General features: G+C 38.4%; 8 protein-coding genes and 1 pseudogene. All 9 read right to left on the bottom strand.

What is annotated here, in order from left to right; translation table 11 throughout:
• Positions 1 to 196 precede the first annotated feature (196 nt).
• The gene (locus tag BXY_RS15255) at positions 197 to 1,579 is read right to left on the bottom strand and encodes an SGNH/GDSL hydrolase family protein (protein ID WP_015532374.1); all 1,383 of its coding nucleotides are present in this window, start codon (positions 1,577 to 1,579) and stop codon (positions 197 to 199) included.
• A gap of 55 nt (positions 1,580 to 1,634) precedes the next feature.
• The gene (locus BXY_RS15250; RefSeq protein WP_015532373.1) at positions 1,635 to 2,768 is read right to left on the bottom strand and encodes a glycoside hydrolase family 130 protein; all 1,134 of its coding nucleotides are present in this window, start codon (positions 2,766 to 2,768) and stop codon (positions 1,635 to 1,637) included.
• Positions 2,769 to 2,846: 78 nt separating this feature from the next.
• On the bottom strand, positions 2,847 to 5,003 hold the full coding sequence (locus BXY_RS15245; RefSeq protein WP_015532372.1) for a GH92 family glycosyl hydrolase: 2,157 nt from the start codon (positions 5,001 to 5,003) through the stop codon (positions 2,847 to 2,849).
• A 24-nt stretch (positions 5,004 to 5,027) separates the two neighbouring features.
• The gene (locus BXY_RS15240) at positions 5,028 to 7,301 is read right to left on the bottom strand and encodes a GH92 family glycosyl hydrolase (RefSeq protein WP_015532371.1); all 2,274 of its coding nucleotides are present in this window, start codon (positions 7,299 to 7,301) and stop codon (positions 5,028 to 5,030) included.
• A gap of 50 nt (positions 7,302 to 7,351) precedes the next feature.
• On the bottom strand, positions 7,352 to 9,340 hold the full coding sequence (locus BXY_RS15235; protein ID WP_134993180.1) for a sialate O-acetylesterase: 1,989 nt from the start codon (positions 9,338 to 9,340) through the stop codon (positions 7,352 to 7,354).
• 154 nt (positions 9,341 to 9,494) lie between these two features.
• Complete coding sequence (locus tag BXY_RS15230; protein WP_225450308.1) at positions 9,495 to 10,811, bottom strand: DUF5005 domain-containing protein; 1,317 nt, start codon at positions 10,809 to 10,811, stop codon at positions 9,495 to 9,497.
• Positions 10,812 to 10,835: 24 nt separating this feature from the next.
• Complete coding sequence (locus BXY_RS15225; RefSeq protein WP_015532368.1) at positions 10,836 to 13,922, bottom strand: SusC/RagA family TonB-linked outer membrane protein; 3,087 nt, start codon at positions 13,920 to 13,922, stop codon at positions 10,836 to 10,838.
• A 7-nt stretch (positions 13,923 to 13,929) separates the two neighbouring features.
• Positions 13,930 to 15,705, bottom strand: a complete 1,776-nt coding sequence (locus BXY_RS15220; RefSeq protein WP_178286846.1) for a RagB/SusD family nutrient uptake outer membrane protein — start codon at positions 15,703 to 15,705, stop codon at positions 13,930 to 13,932.
• An 11-nt stretch (positions 15,706 to 15,716) separates the two neighbouring features.
• Positions 15,717 to 16,659: pseudogene (locus tag BXY_RS15215) on the bottom strand (SusC/RagA family TonB-linked outer membrane protein); the annotation flags it as partial.

The following is a 16,659-nucleotide window of genomic DNA, read 5'->3' as shown; positions in this document are numbered from 1 at the left end:
ATTAAGAATTCAATAAAGGTAGCCTGTTTAATGCAAAAGCTACAATAAGATATACATTACCAGGCTATTACAAGACTAGCTATCTATTCATATATTTCTCAAACATACTCACTAGGATAAGAAAAAACACTCATCGCAATGAGAAAAAATTCTCATCACGATGAGTATTCTATCGTATTTCTACGCTGTTATCGCATCATATCTTTCTAAGTAAAACTTTTCTTACAACAGGCTTATTTATTTCATAAATCTTATTGATAAGAACCTCCATTTCTTGCTGGCGAGCATCACGGACAGCTTCAAACATCATCTTTGAATACATATCACGACGTCCCTTCAACCAAACGTTTTTATCCAGGTTTTCATCCATCACCTCGATCGCTTTTCTGTCATCAGCAAACAATAATCCCTTTTGTTGGAAAAAACCGAATTCACACCATGCATACTCTCTGAATGTTTTTTCAATTTCCCAACGATATTCATTCAGGTGCATAACCGCCAATGCCTGTTGGTATTGGGGAGTTTTGGATTCAGCAGCAAGATTAATGCCTTTTGCCAGTTCATCTCCACTCCAGGTTCCTATTTCTTCATTATCTATCAACAATTTATAATTGCCTTTCAGTCCTGTTACTTTCAACGTTTCGCGGTTCATCTCTTCCATAAAAGGAACAACCTTCAGCACTTCTGCCTGGCTCTTTTTCTGTCCCCAACCACGAGGAATAGTATCCAAAGGATAAGGAAGAGCACCTGCCAGGTAGTCAAAGCTCAAGTCTTTTCCGCTCTTCTTTATATTTGAAATAGTACAGTTCTCCGACTTGACGGCTTGTTTCTTATTAGCATTAATCTCCACATCCGCTACTTCTTTACCTACAAATCCCTGGGCTTTCAGGAAAAGATAGGCCATCACCATGTGTCCGTCGTTATCGGGATGAATACGGTCACTTCCACAAAGAGTAAAGGTAGGATCTTTCTGCTGATATTGCTGATTCAAAGCAACCATAGGCGCATTTAAATCAGTAAATTCCCAATTATTCTTAGCTGCCGATTCTTTCTGATATTCAACAAGTCGTTTGATGGTTTCATTCTTTGTCTTGAACGGTGTATTCTCTTTAAGTTGTACGGTTTCATCATACGGAGAAGTTCCGACCATCACGATACGGGTATCAGGAAGATCTTTAAAGCGTTTCTCCATCTGCTGGTAATTCTTTACACTTTCCTGATATTTCTGTTCACCGAATTCTTTGGGCTTATCACCATTGTATTCAAAATATCCGGAATCATTCATACCAAAAGTCACCATCAACACGGAAGGTTTCATCGCAAAAATATCACCATCCAGGCGTTTGTTCATATCATAGGCCGTATCTCCACCAATACCACCGTTAAAAACACGGATAGGCATATCCGGAAAACGGGTCATATAATACAACCAGATGTATGAATGGTAATGACCGCCATCCGTTATACTATTTCCTAAAAACACTGCCCTTTCACCCTCTTTAAAAGGCTTCACTGTTTGGGCAAATGCAGCTGTACATGCCATACAAGCTGCCGCAATCAATAAAATAATTTTTTTCATGTCTTAGTCTTAATCTATCTTTTACAAATTGTTATCTTCTTCATGAATGTTTTCCTTATTTTTTGCGAGGATCATATACGGCAACCGCCACGCGTGAATCGGCACATCCATAATATAAGAACCATTTCTGATTGTGGAACACAAGTCCTTCTATGAATACAGTTCCGGCAGGATATTGTCCGCTCTTCTCAAAATCCGATTCGGGAATATAGAATGGCTTATCCAGACGATCAATTAATTTGGCAGGGTCTTTGGCATCAAACAAGGCTTGCCCTGCACAATAGGAGTTTGCTGTATAAAGTGTATCCCCTTCAACACCTGATTTATTTTTACCGTTATAGAACAACAGGATTCCTTGATCCGTCAGGATGGCAGGAGGACCACATTCAGTTAGATCACTGTCGAACTTACCTTCGCGCGGAGTCATCACTTTCAGGAATTCTCCGTTTTCGTCCAACATTGGTTCCCAGTTTACCAAATCTGTGGAAGTAGCTAGATTCACAAACTTTTCTCCCCAGTACATCCAGTATTTCCCATCAATCCTGGCAATCACTTGTTTGCCGTCAATTAATTTGGTTACAATAGAGGCAGATTTGGAAAATTCATCTATAAATCTTCCGTTGTATGCTTTTGCAAAAGCCGGTCCATGTTTTTCCCACGTTTGAAGATCGCGCGAGGTGGCCACTGCCAAACGCGCCTGTTTGCGATTCCATTGTGTGTAATGCATTACATAAAGTCCGTCTTCTGTTACGGCAACACGCGGATCTTCGCAACCGCCGGGATTTTCCAATTCTTTCTGGCTGTCGTCTGCCGGATAAAATATGGGTACGGACATTCGTTTGAAATGTAGTCCGTCGTCAGAAGAGGCATATCCCAAACGAGAGGTACGTGTTCCGATACCGGTTGCCGAGTTATCTTCAGCCCGATAGAGTACTACAACTTTTCCATCATAGATCGTAGCAGCCGGATTAAATGTATCACTTGCTTCCCATGCTATTGAATCCTGTCTCATCGGACAATAGAAAAGGGTTGTTGTGTCAGGAGAGATAATCGGATTAACACCCTCCGGACGCTGAAAGTCCGTCCATGCCCAATCCGGAAATTCTGATATTTGTTTCTTTTCGCTACATGAAGCAACGAAGGCGGCAGCCATCAGTAGATAAGCTATGTTTTGTAGTTTTCTTTTCATTTTTACGTTTGATATTATAAATAAGTGCTCTTACAAAATTATCTTATATCATAAATTTATATACTTCGTTGATTTGCTTTAAGGGAAAGAGGGAGGTGTTACTTTTGTTCCCCACTTCACGTCAGGCTTGGACGAGGTAGTGTATTCTATCGTAGCTCCATTATTCAGTTGATCCCAATCGAGCCATGTACTGTCATACGATTTACCGTTTAACTTCATGTTCTTTATATAAATATTCTTTTCAGAACCGCCTTTTATCACAATATCCCCTTTCTTCAGATGAACCTTCACTGATGAAAATATCGGTGTATTTACAGTAAAACCTCCCACTCCTGGTATTTCGGGATAAAGTCCGATGCAAGCGAATACATACCAGGCACCCATCGTTCCTAAATCATCATTACCCGGCAGACCATCAATTTTACTTGAATACTGTTCATTCAATACACGGTTAATAATCTCCTGTGCTTTATAGGGTGTTCCTACCCAGTTGTATATCCAAGGGATGTGAAAGCTCGGTTCATTGCCGGAAGCGAACCAGGCATCATTGTAACCGGCATCCAGACGAGTAAAGAATTCATCCAGGCGTTTTTCTGCAACAGCTTTGCCTCCGATGATTTCTATCAGGCCGGCAATGTCGTACGGCACCATCCAAAAATAATTCTTATAAGTCGATTCACGGAAATCTTCAGTCAATGGTTTCCACGAACCATCCGGATTGCGTGATTGCAGCCAGCCGGTTTCCGGGTTATACAGATTCTTCCATGAACGTGCGAAGTGAAAATAACGCCAGCTCGCAAACTCATCTCCTACGGCATGTAAGGCAAATTGTGCGATTGCAAAATCAGCGGAAGTATATTCCAACTGAATAGAAGCATTATAATAACCTTTATCCAAATACTGTTTCAGTCCCGGTCGAGCCTCCACATCCTGCGACATTGCTCCCGGTTCTTCAGCTCCCTTTCTCATTATTTTGAAAATCGGTTTCGGATCATAATTACGGGCACCAAAAGCATAAGCATTGGATATCAGGATAGGAGTCGGATCTCCTTGCATTACTCCGGTTTCTATATTAGCCATCACCCAACGCGGGAAAGCACCACCCGCTTCTTCTGCAAACAGTTGGTGAGAAATCACAATATCAGAAGCAACTTCGGGATCGAGCATAGATAATAATTGAATCTGTGTGCGATAGGTATCCCAGTTACTGAAAGAGGTGTAATGTTTCGAACGAGACTTATGCACTCTGAAGTCAGCTCCCATATACTCTCCGTTCACATCACTGCAAACGTTCGGATGAATGAATGAGCGATACAGATGGGTATAAAATTGAGTGGCACGATCCGGATTAGTTCCTTCGACTTCGATCTTACCTAAATAATGATTCCATTTGGATTCAGCCTGATTCTGAATCTGCAGGAAATCCCATCCGGTATTCTCCGCTTTCAGATTCTCGCGTGCATTCTCTACCGAGACATAAGAAACTCCAATCTTATATTGGACATTTTTCTTCTTGCTTACATCAAAAGTAAAGTAAACTCCAGAATATTCTCCTTCGGCAAAAGTAGTGTTCGGTTTCAATTCATCTCTTTTCCATGTTCCCGACTCCAAGGCATCCGCATCAAATTCTGCTACGAAATAGACTTTATACGGTGTACGCAGACCGCAGAAATTACCACCCTCTGCATATCCTTCACACTTATTGGGTGCAGTGATTACGATGGCTGCCTGTTCAATTGGAGTGGCAGATATCCCTCCACCGATAATAACCGTACCATATTGCTGATCTGCCGGATATTCATAACTCGCCATACCGGTTCTCTCGGTCACAGTCAGTTTGGCTTTGATGTCTTCCTGCACCATAGCCTCATAATAACCTGCATGTCCTTTTTCTTCAGAAATATTGATGCGATAGTTGAGGATATTGTCAGGAGACATCTTCAGTTTGCCTTTTACCGGAAAGGTAGGAAAGTTGCCCATGTGTTCGCAACCGCCGCCACTCAACTGATTGATGACGAATCCGGAGCGTTTGGAAAAGTAAGAAGGGGTGAACTGCACCATACCATACGGATAGGTGGCTCCGGGATAAAGATATCCCGAAGTCAAGCCAACGCCTTTTGTACCTATCAGCGTATTTACCTGACGAGCATAATTGCTCCCGGCATTCTGTGCCAAAAGGTTCCCCCACCCTCCGATCAATACCAATAATAAACCTGTTAAAACTTTATTTTTCATACTGTATTTTCATTATTTCTTTTCTTATTCTTTCGACAGAGAGAAAGGAGCGGCATACTTTGACGTGCACCTTTCTTTATTTGGTTGACTTCCCATTTCAAAACGGAGCGTACCACCGTCTGCTATATCGTCATATTTAATGAAATTCTTATCCAACACACGTCCATTCAAAGTAGCAGACTGGATATAGACATTCTCTTTATTATTGTTATTTGCTTCAATCACAAACTTATTCCCGTTTTCCAGCGTTATGGTAGCCTTTTTAAATAGCGGACTGCCAATCACATATTCATCCGTACCCGGACAAACGGCATAAATACCTAATGAGCTCAAGATATACCATGATGACATACCACCTTGGTCTTCGTCTCCCGGATACCCTCTTTCTGTTGCATTATAGAGTCTTTCAACAATCTGACGTACCCAATACTGTGTTTTCCATGGCTGACCGGCATAACTATACAGATAAGGCATGTGTTGAATCGGCTGATTGCCGTGTGCATATTGTCCCATACCTGCCAGCTCCATTTCTTTCATTTCATGGATCACACCTCCGTATGTTCCCGGCTTGATAGTGCTGGGCAGGGTAAATACTGAATCCATCTTGATGGTAAACTTCTGATCGCTTCCGAACAAGTCTATTAATCCTTCTACATCATGGAATACAGACCAGGTATAATGCCAGGCGTTACCCTCACAGAAAGGTCCGCCCCACTCCAGAGGATCAAATGGTTCCTGCCATTTGCCATCGAGTCCTTTTCCACGCATAAAGCCGACAGACGGGTCGAACACATTCTTATAATTGTACATCTGGCGTGCAAATACTTCCTGATAGTGTTTGTTGCCAATCATTTTAGCCAACTGATAAGCACAAAAATCATCGTATGCATATTCCATCGTCTGGGAACTAGACCCCATTGATTGTGGATAGGGAACATATCCCAACTCAAAATATTCTTTCCAGAAGCCACGTCCGTTCGCACCCCCCCAAGGACCTTTGTTCATTGCTTCGTGCGCGTATGCTTTCAATGCTTTTTCCGGATCAAAGGTACGGATACCTTTTGCCCATGCGTCTGCCAGTAATGAAATAGAATGATTGCCCAACATTCCTCCCGTTTCTCCGGGAGCCGACCAGGATGGTAGCCATCCGCATTGTTCCTGTGCGGCGAGCAAAGCATTCATGTAGCGTCCTTGCATAGTGGGATGAAGAATATTGGTCAGTGGAAACTGTGAACGGAATGTATCCCAGAATCCATTATCGGTATACATATATCCGTCATATACTTTGCCATCATAAGGACTATAGTAATAAGGTTCTCCGTTTGCCTTACGTTCATAGAATTTACGGGAGAAGAGATTGGCACGGAACAGGCAAGAATAGAAAGTATTCATTTGTTCATCTGTTCCGCCTTCGACCTGAATTCTGTTCAATAATTCATTCCATGTTTTATATCCGCGTGCCTTAGTGGCTTCCAAATTCTTATCTTTACCCAGTTCGTCGTTCAGCGTAATCACAGCCTGCTCTGCGCTAATATAGGAAGAGGCAGCTTTCGCCTGTACCTTGGCTCCTTTTTTAAATTTGATATAAGCTCCATAGCCTTTACCTTCTCCCTCCAACTTTTTAGAGAAAATCTCATCTTTCTGATTTTCCCACATACCGTAATCCTCAAATGCTTTATCAAACTGCACAACAAAGTAACTACGGAATGTCTTAGAGTTATTTACAAAACGTTGATTATTCACCCAACCAGAGATTTGTCTCTTTGCTGGATCAATCTTAATTTCACTCATATCCGTATATCCGTCAATCACCAGATAAGCCTCTTCGGTAGAGGGATAAGAAAAGCGCAAATGTACACCACGAGTAGTTGGAGCCATCTCGGTTGTAATTCCATTATCCAGCGTTACTTTATAATAATGTGGCTTGGCAATTTCATTATCATGGCTGAACTTCGTTGCCCTCTTATCCTGATTGACCACTAATTCGCCTGCCACCGGCATAAACGAATAAACGGCATAGTCACTCATCCACGGACTACATTGATGTGACTGGCAGAAACCTCTGATTTTATCTACTGCATATTGATATTTCCAACCTTCACCATTCTTTCCGGTCTGTGCAGACCACGTATGCATGGCATAAGGCATACCGGTAGTAGGATATGTGTTTCCATAACTTAATCCAAAATGGGAATCAGTTCCTTGCAAGGTATTGACGTATTGCACCAAGTCTTTCGTTTGAGCATATATTCCTATCGAAATAAAAAGAAAGATTACTAGATAAATTAGTTTTCTCATGGTTATTCTTTAATGTGTAACATACTATTTTTACTGACAGATTGAAGGAATCATTTATTGCCGAAAGTGATTCCCGGCCAATCATCTGTGCGGAATGGAGATGCCGGAAGATTGGCTCCATTATACAAATTACAGATCGGATTATCAGCCCATGCGTATCTAACAGCTATCGGGAAAGTAACTTCCGGTGAAGATACAACGATGGTATTACCTTCAATCACAGCATTAGCCCAATAGAATTTATGATCAATACCGGCAATGGTAAATCCCTTTATTACTTCGTTATTTAGTGTCTTCAACCCACCATCTGTATGTTTGAAATAAATACGGATCTTATTCCCTTCAATCTGATACGTATCATACATTGGACCGGAATATGATATTTTCTCACCATAAGTCTGTGCTCGCGCAGCCAGTGCCAAACGCCTGCCGACTTCTTGCTTATTCTTCGGATGAATATCAAAAGCATCGCCTATATCAATGGTTACAGCCATTCCTGTATTCTCAAGATGCAATGTGCGTGTTTGAGCCTCTCTCAATTCAGCCCAGGTTGCATCTACTGGAGCTGTCTGTTGAACTGTAAAACTAGCAAGTTGTACCATATAAAATGGAAAATCATATCCCCAATGATCCCGCCAGTCTTTTATCATTAATGGCATCAATTCACGATATTGATATGCTTGTCCTGTGTTAGCTTCTCCTTGATACCAAATCGCCCCCTTTATACTATAGGGAATCAACGGATTCAGCATCGCATTAAATAAGAAGCCAGGAATATTCGGTTCATTAGCAGTATTAACAGGCATTTGTGGAATATCTTTTATATTCAAAGAAACTTGATATTTCCAATCACCAGCCAATGGTATGACATCTGATTGAGAGCAATGAAGTGAGATACTTTCAGGGCTTCCATTTATACCACCTGCACCTCCTGTATCCATAACACGCACAGCAATCACTGCTTTACCACTTTTCACCAACTCTTTAGGTATCTTATAGCTTCTTGGGGTCATCCATCCCTCAGTGTGTCCTACTTGCACGCCATTGAAATATGTAAAATCATTATCATCAATTACTCCGACATTCAACGTCAGTTCTTTGCCCTCCCATTTCGCCGGAATTTCTATTGTTTTTCTAAACCAAACAATACCATTAAACCCTTTCAAACCTTGCTCCTGCATCAAACCAGGCACTTCCATTGTTTTCCATGCACTGTCTTCAAAGTCTGTAACTGTCCATGCGGCTCTGCCATCCACAAATCCTTTATCAATCTTTTCAATCTCTTTTTTCCAATCTTCCACATCTGAATGAAATTTCTTTTCACGATCTTCGGATGAAATCGGAAGTTCTTTCAAGACATCAAGTTTCTTCTGCATACCCGGCATTGTTGCTAAAGCCTCTTTACTCGTCCATGTCTCAATACAGGTACCTCCCCAAGAAGTATCTATCAAGCCGATTGGCACATTTTGATACCTATGCAAATCACGCCCGAAAAAATAACCGGCTGCCGAAAAGTCTGCTACACTTTTTGATGAACAAACTTGCCAACCACCACCTGCTGCTTTTATATCACTAACAGGCAATGGACTCGTAGCTTTTTCTATCAGTAAGAAACGAATATTTGGATAGTTATTTGCTTCTTTTTTTTCTTGCTGGTAGTTCATTACCTTACCCCACCCTTCTACCTGCATTTCCATATTGGATTGGCCGGAACATACCCAGACCTCTCCAATCATCACATTGTTCAACTTTACAGTTTTTCCGTCAGAGATAGTTATCGTATATGGTCCTCCAGCTACAGGAGTATCGACTTTAGTCTTCCAGTTTCCTTGTGCATCAGCTTGGGTAGTATATTTTTTCTGATCCCATGAAGTAGTGATTACTATAGTTCTATTAGATTTGCTTATTCCCCAAATAGGAGCTTCTGCTTTCTGTTGCAACACCATATTATTAGAAAACAATGGTGACAATTTTACTTGTGCATAAACATTAGCAACAAACAATAGACACCATAAAATACAAACTAAAACTTTTCTCATTTCCACTCTTTATTAATCATATAACGTATGACGAACAAAACTCTATTTACCATTAATTAAGCAACCAAATACAAACTTAAAATAATCAAAAAAAGAATCATTTCTTATATTTGTAAAAAATGATTCTTTTTTTGATTATCTAAATAAATAACGATTATTCTTCATAAACTCTTTCCCAATTATATACACGATAGAAATAAGGACGATAATAATCAGCACTACCTACAGCGTTGAAGTTGTCCCAAAAATTTTTGGGATCTGTATTTGTAGAAAAGACTAATTCACCATTACGTGATAAATGTGGATGCAAGTTTATCATGTATAAATTCTGATAAGTTTGATCACCTAATTTATCTAAAAAATCAGAGAATCCAAATAGCCTTTTACAATCGACAAAAGGTCCATATGGTTTATCACTCCGGAAAATATACATTTCACGTCCAAACCATTTAGCTTGTGCCAACATATAATAGGTATCTCCTTTTTTAAATACCCATGGCATACTACAATCTGTCTCTTGAATTCTAGAACGCTTAACTTCCTCCTCAGTAGGATAAGTATTCTGCCAAGAAAAATTTCCTTGTTCATCCCCTACATAATACTCCCACGGACTAGTAAGATCATGTCTAGCCGTACGAGCTACTATCATATCATAATTATTATATGAACCATACAAATAAATATGACCGTCTTCGTCTTCCCACAAAGTAGATCCATATCCATATATATCAACATCATTAAAATGGTGATCAGCACTAATTAGTTTCATATAGTTATCATCTCCTGGGGTTCCTTCCAAACTATAAGTTGCCAAACAAATACCCTCATGTCTCATCAAAGCATCCGGATTTGTATTATCGACCCCATTCCAAAGCACCTGTAATTTATTATTACATACAGTAGCGTCACCTGCCCAATACAACCAATCTTGATCAATTTCTCCTTCTTGGATCTTATCATCACTCAAACTAGCTTTGGGATGACGAATATGAGTACGTGCTTGATAATAACGAGGAGCCTCGGGAGTAGTAGTTTGTACAAAATCAGCCAACCATACAAGATTCTCCTCCTCATCACCAGGAGTCTGAACCATTATAGAATTACGTGGGAAGCTACAATCCTTACGTGCACGAGTTTCACCTTCTACTACTCCATAAAAACTATCGTTAAATGACCAAAATGCATTTCCATCAGGTAATAGAGTTGTCAATACACCGTCGCCTCCGTTCCAGCCCAAAGTCCGAGTAAATAGTTTATCATACTTTTTATCTTTAAAAGCCATCACATAGCCATTAGTCTCCATCAGTTCTAATTCCCATGCCGGATCAATAGTATTTAAAACCTCTTCTTGTGCTTCTTCTAATGGAGTACTCTTATATTCCAAAGGAATTGCTTCAAATTTATCGCAAGCTCCTAATATTCCACACATCAAAAAAAGTGAGAAGATCTTTCCATTTTTATATCTATTCATATTTATGTTCATTTAATCATTAAATTAGAATGTCAATTGTACACCAAGATTCACTACACGCTGATTCATATAAGCATCACCCGCCGTATTAGTTTTTATCTCAGGATCTTGCTGATATTTATCATAACCTGTAAATGTCAATAAATTATAAGCATTCACATAGAAACGAATGTTATCTACATACTTAGGTAATACTTTCTTTGGAAGTTGATATCCTAAATCAATCGTCTTCAAACGGATATACCAAGCATTAATCAACCAGAAATCAGACATATAAGTACTGGCACTATTTATAGTGGAAGGATTGGTCGTTAAACGAGGGAAAGTTATTTCTTCTCCATTTTTATAACGATCTAATGTCCAACGTCCAGTATGGATAGGCTGAAACTGACTTTTAAACGATTCTATACCAGTACCATTGATTGCAAAACTATAGTCAAATGAACCTTGAAATAATACATTAAAACTAAATCCTTTCCAATAACCTCCAAATGACCACCCTAAAGTTGTTGTAGGCAGATTAGGCTTACCAATAGCACCCTTATCAAAATCATCAATAGAACCATCACCATTCAAATCAGCATACTTCAAGTCACCAGCCTGAACTGGAATATCAGTATAAGGTACTGCTGGAGCTTTAATAGTAGGATCTTCCTTTGCAGCATTTATCAGTTCAATATCTTCCGGAGTATAATAACCTATCCATTTATATCCAAATGGTTGATTCAAAGGTCTTCCTGTTTCTGCTAACCAAGGATATTTCTGTTGAGCCTCTGCCTTAAAATCAACTTTATTCTTTGCATAAGAGAATACTAAACTTGTATTAAAATCAAATTCTCCAAAACGATCTTGATAGCCAATTTGTCCATCAAATCCTTGATTAGTAGTTCTTGCTACATTACTCGGAGCATACCCTATACCTATTATTAAGGGAACGTCAGCTCTTGTCACCAATTGGTCATAACGTTTATCCAAGAAGTAGTCAATAGTAAATGAGACCTTATTAAATAAATTCATATCTAAACCAACATCAAATTTCTTAGCCTTCTCCCAAGTTACACTAGGAGTCCCTAAGTCTCCCTCTTTTATCACTGGACTATCGGCTGGATAATCTCCAAAAGGATAATTTCCATTTTCTTGATATACTTGTTCATACAAATAACGATTACCAGCAGCTACATCAGATCCTACCAAGCCATATGAAGCTCTTATTTTCAATAACTGAACATTTTTTTTTAGCCAGTCTACATTTTTAAAGAAATTTTCCTCTGAAATAGCATACCCAATACCAACAGCTGGGAAAAAACCAAAACGATTGTTTTTACCAAAACGGTCAGTTCCGTTATAAGCCATATTGAGATCAATTAAATATTTACCTTTATATTTATATCCCATCGTTAAAGTATAGCCCTCAAAATTATTGGGAACAGCTGCATCCTTTTCATTTGTCGTACTCTGACGATTATACAAAAACATAGCATTCACATCGTGGTCTCCATTAAAAACATGTGCATAATTTAATGAAGCTTGAATATTTACATCCTTCGTAGCTTGATCTGTACCGCTAGTTACAGAGTATGTTCCATAATCATATTTCTTATTAGGATTAATTTCATATTCATTAGTTGACGAATTATAGTAATACGTTGGATAATCCCCACGATGCACTTGACGATAATTTTCATCTACACTTGAATAAGCTACACGAAAATTAGCTGCAAGTCCCTGCGTTAGAAAGTCCATCTTCCAGGTGGCACCATATAAAATATTATTATCATTACGACGAGTACGCTTATACCCCTCATTAGCTAAACGAGCATTCAAGGTAGGTTTATATCCTTCTGTATCTCTCAAATAAGCATACGATCCATTAGGATTTAATACTGGAGCAGAATAAGGATGCATCTTAGAAAAGTCATAAATTTCACCCGTTGCATTCATATTACAAGGCTCATTAATATTCATAAAACGTGAAGATACATCTAAACGCATATTCAAATTATCCGTTACATCAAAATCTACGTTAGTTCGATAATTGAAACGACGATAAAAATAATTTGAATTTACATCATTTCCTTTCGTTCCAAAATCTTTTACCATACCATCCTGAGTAAAATAGCCGGCAGAGACAAAATATCTTAATCTCTTAGAACCTCCAGAAATATCCACATTCACATTTTCTTGAAAGGCATTCTTTTTAAAGATCTCATCATACCAATTTACATCAGGATGGCCATAAGGATCAGTGTGATCTCTAAATGCCATAATATCTTTCTTAGAGAACAATCTAGGCATGCCATCATTCTCATACGCTTCATTCACCAAAATAGCCGTATTATATGAATTCAAGAAGTCAGGAGTACGAACTGGGGTCTGTATTCCTCCTTCCAAACGTACATTGATCTGTGGTTTGCCCTCTTTTCCTCTTCTTGTTTTCACTACTAATACCCCGTTTGCTCCTTTGATACCATAAATTGCAGTTGTCGAAGCATCTTTCAAAATTGAAATACTTTCTATTTCATTTACATTAATTTGTGATAATTGCTCGTATGTATACTGCACATCATCTACAATAATCAAAGGTTTATTACCTTCGGAGTTCAAAGAGCTAACACCACGAATAAAAAAATCCGAAGCATCCTTACCTGGCTGTCCAGAGGACTGCTGGCTAAAAAATCCTGGCAATTTTCCAGTTAAAGCATTTTGTAAACTACTAGTTGGTACATTTCGAATTTCACGTGCTTGTATACCGCTAACCGCCCCTGTCATAGTGATACGTTTTGCCTTTCCGTATGCTACCACCACTACTTCATCCAAATCTGTTTGATCAGGTGCCAACTCTACATTCCAAGATGTCTGATTTCCTACTTTTAGTTCATACTTTTTAAAACCTATATAGGTAAATACTAATATATCTCCCTTATTCGCTTTCAACTGATAATTACCGTCAAAATCTGTAATTGTACCAATCGTAGCATTTTTTATCCTTACATTTACTCCTGGAAGCAATTCACCATCAGTAGAAGAGACCTTTCCTTTTATCGTTAACGATTGCGCCAAGGCAAACGTAAACAGATTTATACTCAATAATATTAATAATATTCTTTTCATAACGTAATTACCAATTCGGGTTTTGAATCATATTTCCATTTTTTATCACTTCTGAATACGGAATTGGATAGAAGTAACGCTTCGTATCAAATTTGGCCGAAAGCACATCCACTTCATGATAATTGGTTTTAGTACCAACAACCTGAATACTTAAACCTCTTAAAGGTTTTTCGAAAATAGTTTCCGCAATTCTCCAACGTCGAATATCCCAATAACGTTGTTCTTCAAAAGCCATTTCAATTCTTCGTTCATTACGAATAATGTCACGCATCTCAATAGGGTCATAAGTCTCTGGAGTAGGTAAACCATAATTATTATCATCTCCAGGTTCTATACCAGCTCTTTTACGCAATTGGACAAGGCTACTGATTACTTCTTTATAATCAATCATACCACCTGCTATAGCCACTTCATTCAATGCCTCTGCATAATTTAGCAACACTTCACCATAACGATATATTACCCACAAATGGGTATCGTCCTCATAATTGCCCAAAGCCTGATAATTTTTCATAAATTTCGCCATATAATAACATGTCCGACTATATTGGGCTCCTGAAGGGTTATGTGTGCCACCTACTTTTGTATCAAGAGTTGTATTCAACCATCTAGATCCGTTATGCAATACCGTCAAATCTAATCGTGGATCACGGTCCTTAAAAGGATCATCTACTGAATTATAAATATATTTAGTGCTTTCACCCGGTTTTTTACCATCTTTCATTAAAAAAGACTCCACCAAATTCTGTGTAGGATTAGTATTACCATTACCTAAAGAATTTCCAGAAAAGCCCAAAGGACCATTAACGGTTTCTATATTTTTATTCTTACCTACTGGACGAAAAAATATTAGTTCAGGATTATTTCCACCATAGAAATTTATAAAAATATTACGATAGTCTTGCGCTAAATTTAATGTACCTTTTCCTTTCGGTCCATACTGATCTATCAAATCTTTAGCAGCTTGTGCAGCCAAATTCCAACGTTGACTATCATAAGAAGCATATCCTATCAATTCATTACCTGCTTCTAGAGGTTTTTCATTGAATAAAGGACTAGCAGCATACAACAACACTCTAGCTTTCATAGCCAAACAAGTTTCTTTGGTTGGAGCATGTGCAAACTCGGTGGCATCTGACATCGGTAACGAACGAAGATCGTCCTTTATCTCATCCAATTCACCTATGATATAATCAATACATTGAGCAAATGTATTTCGTGGAAGTTGTACATCATCTCCCAATACATATACATTATCACCCACTAAAGGAACACCTCCATAACGCTTCACTAATTCGAAATAAAAATATGCTCTTAAAAAACGAGCCTCTGCCTTCATTGTATAATTTAATGGCTTTGTCTCTCCCAAAGCATTAACATACGTCAAATTAAAAGGCACCACATCTATATTATTAATCAAAATATTCGCTTTGCGAATTCCTTGATAATATGCCCCCCATTCCATGTCTCTCAAACGAGAAACTGCAGAATAACGACCCATAAATAACTTATAGATTTCTGGAGAATTATTATCAATAGAGATAGCATCATCTGAAGCCGCATCCAAAAAATCTCCATCTATACGGTTGTATCCACTATATAAATGTTCCAAATAGATATTATTCAAAAAGTATCGAGATTGTATCCCTGCTGAATCAACTCGTGAGAACACATAATCAAGTGTAAAATGTTCTACTGGCTCTTTTTCATACCCATCATTACAAGCCGATGCCATGAACAATAAGCCCATTCCTAAAAATGTTAAATATTTATTTCGTATCATATAATAACTCATTAAAATCTGATATTAATACCTGTACTAATACAACGTTGCAATGGATAACTAGTAAAACCGACTTCTGGATCAACCAGATCACACGCAGATTTTGTAAATAGATTTTGACCATTAACAAATATCTTCAAACGCAGTCCTCCCAAGTAGTTATTACAGAAAGAATCAGGTAAGTTATATCCTAAACTTATATCTTTCAAACGGATAAAGTTTCCTGATCGCAGCCAAAACGAAGAATTCCAGCCATTACCCCGATTATATTCATTTCCACCAGCTGTTAATCGTGGAAATGTCGCACTTTCTGCAGTTTCTGGTGTCCAACGTCCTAACATATTTTCATATGCTTGTCCGTAATAACGACCATTTGCTTGAAATCCTTCAAGCAATGTCCAATCCTGCAAATAAAGATCACGATTATAAGCACCTTGCCAAAACATAGAAAAATCTAATCCTCTCCATTTAAATCCCAAATCAATACCGAAATAAGAATAAGGTTTATCACCACCAATAACAGTACGATCAAATTCATTAATTACTTTATCGTTATTCAGATCTTTATATTTAATATCACCAGGTTGAATATTTTCGAATCCTTCAATTACCGGACTTTTCTCAATTTCCTCTCTTGTTGTAAAAAATCCATCAGCTACTAATCCGTAAATAGCTCCTGCAGGACGTCCAGTTTGGCGTAAATATTCTTCTGGAACTTCTTGCTCATCCATATAAAGTAATTTACTTTGTTCACAACTCCAGTTAGCAGAAACATAATAACTAAAATCATTTACACGATCTTGATAAGTAATAGACAAATCTCCACCAAAACGACGAACCTTTCCAATATTTTCCATAGGATAATACTGTCCTATCAATTCAATACTTTTACCTCTGTTTTGCAACAAGTCAAAGTATTTATAGAACATATCTCCTTTAAGGCTTTTAACGAAA

This window comes from Bacteroides xylanisolvens XB1A, assembly GCF_000210075.1.
Lineage (GTDB): Bacteria > Bacteroidota > Bacteroidia > Bacteroidales > Bacteroidaceae > Bacteroides > Bacteroides xylanisolvens.
Note: the sequence above shows the minus strand (reverse complement) of the source record. Positions and strands in the feature narration are given on the sequence as shown.